Source organism: uncultured Hyphomicrobium sp., from assembly GCF_902826555.1.
Classification (GTDB): Bacteria; Pseudomonadota; Alphaproteobacteria; order Rhizobiales; family Hyphomicrobiaceae; genus Hyphomicrobium_C.
Genome location: NZ_CADEFI010000014.1, coordinates 1 through 5,291, shown reverse-complemented (window position 1 = coordinate 5,291; position 5,291 = coordinate 1). Strand labels below are relative to the sequence as shown.

At 66.4% G+C, this 5,291-nt stretch carries 4 protein-coding genes; 2 read left to right on the top strand and 2 right to left on the bottom strand.

Annotation, left to right across the window (positions count from 1 at the left end; translation table 11 throughout):
• The first annotated feature begins 349 nt into the window (after positions 1-349).
• Positions 350-2,182 carry a hypothetical protein gene (locus QZV93_RS08120; protein WP_295557471.1) on the top strand — a complete coding sequence of 611 codons (1,833 nt, stop codon included), beginning with the start codon at positions 350-352 and terminating at the stop codon, positions 2,180-2,182.
• A 24-nt stretch (positions 2,183-2,206) separates the two neighbouring features.
• On the opposite strand, the gene prfH is transcribed toward QZV93_RS08120, so the two are convergent.
• Positions 2,207-2,860, bottom strand: a complete 654-nt coding sequence (gene prfH, locus QZV93_RS08115) for a peptide chain release factor H (protein WP_295557469.1) — start codon at positions 2,858-2,860, stop codon at positions 2,207-2,209.
• On the bottom strand, positions 2,853-4,022 hold the full coding sequence (locus QZV93_RS08110; RefSeq protein ID WP_295557467.1) for an RNA ligase RtcB family protein: 1,170 nt from the start codon (positions 4,020-4,022) through the stop codon (positions 2,853-2,855). The genes prfH and QZV93_RS08110 overlap by 8 nt, the downstream gene beginning before the upstream one ends.
• A gap of 315 nt (positions 4,023-4,337) precedes the next feature.
• Between QZV93_RS08110 and QZV93_RS08105 the strand changes: the two genes are divergently transcribed.
• The coding region (locus QZV93_RS08105) for an HAD family hydrolase (RefSeq protein ID WP_295557465.1) at positions 4,338-5,291 on the top strand (954 nt) is incomplete at its 3' end.

Sequence of the window (5,291 nt, the reverse complement as noted above, 5' to 3'; positions counted from 1 at the left end):
CACGATCATCACCATCATCATGCCGAGGGTGGCTGCTGCGGCGGTCACGGCCATGCGCACGACCACGATCATGGCCACGAGCACGCCCACGGCAAGGGCGACTGCGGGTGCGGCCACGATCACTAGCGAACGGCAAAATTGGCAGCTTACGCCGCATTTGCGCGCACAAACCGGCCCGGTGTTCCCAAAGGAACATCGGGCCGCGTCGTGAGGCGCCATAGACGCTTCGGGCGAGCGGCAGAAAATCGCCGCTCCGCTCGCCGGATTTCCCCCCCCCAAATCTGGACGCCGCATCGCGCTCCCCGCACGGGGCGCCGATCAACGACACTCGATACTGGAGTTACGAAAAATGCGCCGGATCAAACTGAAGCTCATGGCAGCGGTTGCCGCGAGCGCGCTCGCCCTCGTCGTAGGGGGCCTTGCGCCAGCGTGGGCCGACGCGACGCTCGATACCAGCAAGCTCGCGCGCGTGCCTGGCGCGAAGGAGACCTACGCCAGCCCGCTGACGACCATTTTCACGAGCCCGGCGTCCGTCGAGGAAACGGCCAAAGCCGTCGTGAAGCTGCTCGCAGCCGGAGGCTGGCAGCTCTATACCGATCCGTTCGCAAGTGCGGCCGATATTCCGAACCTGGCGATGATGACCCTCAAGAGGGGCCCAGAGGGCCTGACGGTGATGGTCTCGCTCGCTCCGGCTCAGGGCAATGCCACGAGCGTCTCGTACACGGCGAATCCGATCGCCGAGGACCTGCCTTTTGCGGCCGATGCGTCCGACATCAAGTATGCGCCGACACGACCGTACCTCTCTTTCGTGACGAAGACGCCGCTTGCGGATTCTCTCGCGCTTTTCACGAAAGAGCTGGCGCAACGCGGCTGGTCAGGGTGGTCGCGCAAGGAGAACCGTGCGGCGAACGCCGGGGAAGACGTGTCGGAGCCCAACGAAAGAGGCCGGTTCCAATTCTTCGTACGCGAGCCCGCAAAACCTCTGATGCTGTTGCTGCAGAGCCGCGACGACGGACAGCTCATCGTCACGCTCGAAGCCGTTCCGCAGAAGCTTCTGACACTGGCGCAGGAGAGCGAAGAGCCCAAGGTGGAGACGCCCTCCGAGCCTTCCGCCGCCGCGCGGGATGCTCATGACGCATTCGACGATCTCGCCGGTAAAATCATGCAGGATGCGCTGAAGGGTCTCGGCACGCCCGGCGCACCGCGCGCGCAAGACGGCCCCGCACAGTCCGTTTCCGCGCTTGATGCCATGGAAGCTCCCGAAACACCGATCCCGCTTCCGGCGACGGCAACCGATATCGACTTCGACGCCGAGGACGGTGACCTGTCTTTCGAGAGTGCGTCCAACGTCGCCTCCGTGGCGCAGTTCTATCGTGATGCCATGTCGCGCGCCGGATGGAAGAGCGAGCGCTCGCCCATCAACAGAGACAACATGGTCGTGCTGCGCTTTGCCAAGGACGAACGGGACCTCTCGCTCACCGTCATGGCGTTCGGCGCGAAAACGCGCGTCACCGCAGACGGCTCGGCACTCGTGGTAGCGGCGGCGCCTGCGGACCAAGCCGATGCACCCGACGCCGAAGCCGATAAGGTCGAGTTCAAGGCAGAAGAAAAGTATGGTCTTCCGGTCGCCACACCCGGGTCGCTTTCGGGCAGCGAGAAGAGCCTGTTCCGTGTCTCGGCGCATGCGAGCGTTCGCGCGCCGGTGAAGGCGGTCGTTGCCTTCTACCGCCGCGAGCTTACGGCACGCGGCTGGACGGAAGACGGCGGCGCGAAGGAAAGCCCCGAGCAGGTCGACATCTCGTTCAAGACGCCGCAAGGACCGGGCATGCTCAATGTCTCTCGCAAGGGTGACGAGACGTTCGCGGTGGTGACGCTGCGACAGGAGGACGCCGCCCGCAAGGCCGGCATGCTGCCGCCCGCCGGGCAAACGAAGCTTCTGTTCGGCAACATCCTCGAAAAGGATGCGGTGATCACCGTGGGCAAGACGCAAGTCAAGGTTCCGGCCGGAAGCGGCGCAGAGGGGCCCGATGGTCCAACCCTGAACATCGCCCCCGGCAAGCACAAATACCGGTTGCGCGTTCCGGGAAAGCCCGACGTCACCGAAGACCTGGACGTTGCCTCCGGCGACATCTGGGGCGTGATGATCGGTCCGGGCGGTGTCCTCGCGGTGCCGATGTACTAGACGGCGAAAAAGGAGCGGTGGGCGCTACCGCCGCTCCTTGAAGCCTGGGCCTTCGAAGGTGCGGACGGGGCGGCCGCGTTCGAGGGCATCATGCTGACTCCAGCGATCGCGTTCGGCATCGGCCCGCGCGGCTTGCGCTCCGTCCGCCAGCATCGCTGCAAGACGGGCGAGCGCGAGTTTCTTGTTCATGGCCTGCGAGCGCTCCTCGCGCGCGGTGGCAACGAGGCCGGTCGGCTTGTGCGTCGCGCGCACCGCGCTTTCGGTCTTGTTGACATGCTGGCCGCCGGGGCCGGACGCGCGCATGGCATCGAAGGCGACGTCCGCAACACGCAGACTTGCGATGGTGGTGTCCGGCGGCGCAAGCACCTCGACGCCGACGAACCAATTCTTGCGCTTGTGACCGGCGCGCACGGGGGAAGCGCAGATCCAGAGCACGCTGCCGCGGCTTTTCTCAGCGAAGGCACGGGCGCCTTCGCCGTCGACCGACAGCAGCGCCGAAAGCGCCGTGCCGCGCTCACGGCCCGCGACGATCTCCAGGACCTCGCAGGCGAGGCCGGATTTGCGCGCCTCCTTCTCCAGCACGCCGGCGAGGCTCGTCACCGCGAGCTGGCACTCGGCCGGGCCGCGGCCCGAGGTGACGTGAATCCAGATTCGCTCACCCGTTCTGCTGTCACTCATCGCGCGCCCTCCGCACCTTGTAGGTAAGGACCGGGCGATAGACGGCGACGGTGGCGATCAGATCCGCCGCTTCGAGATCGGCAATCACCTGCGCGATGTCCTTGTAGGCTTGCGGGGCCTCGTCATAGAGCAACTCGCGATCCTCGCAGACGACGCGGCCGCCGAGCTCGGTGCGCGCCAGGTCCTCGACTCGGTACTTGTGCGAGAGGCGCGATTTGGCGTAGCCGCGCTGCCAGCGGCGACCGGCGCCGTGGGCGAGCGACCAGGCGGCTTTCTCGCCCTCTTCGCCGCGTGCGCGCACGAGATAGCTCGGCGTGCCGCGAGATCCGGGGATCATCAGGCAGCCCGCCGCAAGAGCCTCGCGCGTCGACGCCGCGCCCTTGCGGTGGAACCAGGCGGGGGCGCCCGCGAAGTCCTCCCGCGTCACCATGTTGTGGGCGACGTCCGAGACGCAGCGGGCGTTTGCGCCCAGCTCGACTGCGAACCGGTGTGCAATGAGCGCGCGATTGGCGCGCGCAAAGCGCATGGCGTGCTCATGACGGGCGAGGTAGTGCGCGGCCGCATCGCTCTCCTCCTCCAGCGGGTTGGCGCCGTGACGCTGCAACAGCTCGCGGAAGATGTCCTGGCCCAAGCCGCGGCTGCCCGAGTGGACCAGGAGCGCCGCGTTGGCCTTGTCGAGGCCGAGGCCGGCGAACGCCGCCGCATCGCGCACCTCGTCCACGATCTGCAGCTCGGCGAAGTGATTGCCTCCGCCGATCGTGCCGAGGCCGGCGTCGGACAGCGAGGCTTCGAGCCCGAAGCGGGCGCGCCAGGGCGTGAGGTCGCCGTCCCACGGGTCCTCAAGGCCCGAGATGCGCTTTTCCAGGCGGTCGAGCTTGAGCTTCCTGGCGGGCAGATCCGTCGCCCAGAAGCTCATGCCGCAGCCGATGTCGTTGCCGGCGAGTGCCGGATAGAAGAGGCCGCGCGAGACGAACGCGGCGCCGACGGCGATGCCTTTGCCGGGATGCAGATCCGGAAAGCCAGCCGCCAGCACCATGCCCGGAAGGCGTGCCGTGTGGTTCAGTTGTGCGAGGGCCGCGCCCTCGATCCAGGATTTGTCGGAGGTGAAAAGACGGACGTTATGCGGGCCAGCGTGCGCCGCGTCCGAAAGCGAATTGCCCATTGGGTTTGCCCGGGAGAACAGAGGTGTCCATGCCCGCGATGCGACCACCGCGGACGGCTGATGTCAGCGTCTCGTTGGTGGTGCGGCGCATGAGGTTCTCCTTCGGCAATTCAGACTTCGCTTGTCGCGAGCCGGGGCTGATACGCGCGAAATGCGACGGAAACAAGCCAGTTTCGGCTCAAGAGTGCGTGAACGTCTGTTCCCTGCGCGGCTGCTCCGGCGTTCAAGTTGTGCATGCGATGGCGCTCCGCCTTCAGGCGGTCACCCGAATCGGCGGAATGTCCGGTCAAGCCGTTTGATGGACAGGAGCCGGCAATGACCGAGCGTGCGACGGGGCGGGGCAAGGACCAGGGCGAGGACGACGCGCCTGCACGCGAGAGTGCGCCCGCACCCAAGGCAAAGAAGAAGGCGAAGCCTGCCGAGGTCTTCGACAAGAAGACCATCGCGCTCGTCTACGATTTCGACGGCACGCTCTCGCCGCGGCCCATGCAGGAATATTCGTTCCTGCCGCAGCTCGGCGTCGATCCGGCGGAGTTCTGGGCCGAGTGCGGGCGCGTGGCGCGCGAGCAGGGCGCCGATCCGCTCATCACCTACATGCACCTCATGTACAAGAAGGCCAAGGAAAAGGGCCTCCGCATCGACCGCGCGGATCTCGTCAAGCAGGGCGCGAAGGTGGAGCTGTTCCCCGGCGTCGAAGAGTGGTTCGACGCCATCGCCGCGTACATCAAGATCCGCGCCGAGAGCGCGGGCGTAGAGCTTCGTCACTACCTCGTGTCGTCGGGACTGACCGAGATCGTCGAGGGCACCAAGATCCGCAAGCACTTTCACAACGTGTTCGCGTCGGAGTACTGGTTCGATGCCTACGAGCTGCCGTTCCCGAAGCGGGTGATCACCGACACGGGCAAGACGCAGTACCTGTTCCGCATCAACAAGGGCATCGAGGATCTCGGCGAGAGCATCAACGCGCACATGGCCGAGGAGCTGCGGCCGATCCCGTTCCGCAACATGATCTACTTCGGCGACGGCGATACGGACGTGCCGTCGATGGCGCTGATGCGCAAGAGCGGCGGGCACGCGATCGCGGTGCACGGCGAGGGCCGCTCGACGGCGACCTGTGTGGAATTGTTCGGCGCCGGCCGCGTCGACTTCTACGCCGCCGCCGACTACCGGCGCGGGTCAGACCTCTTCAAGCGGACGTGCCTGCTTTTGGACCGCATCCTCGCCGACATTCGCGTGCAGGAGGAGAGCTGGAAGGTGGGGCGTGGCACC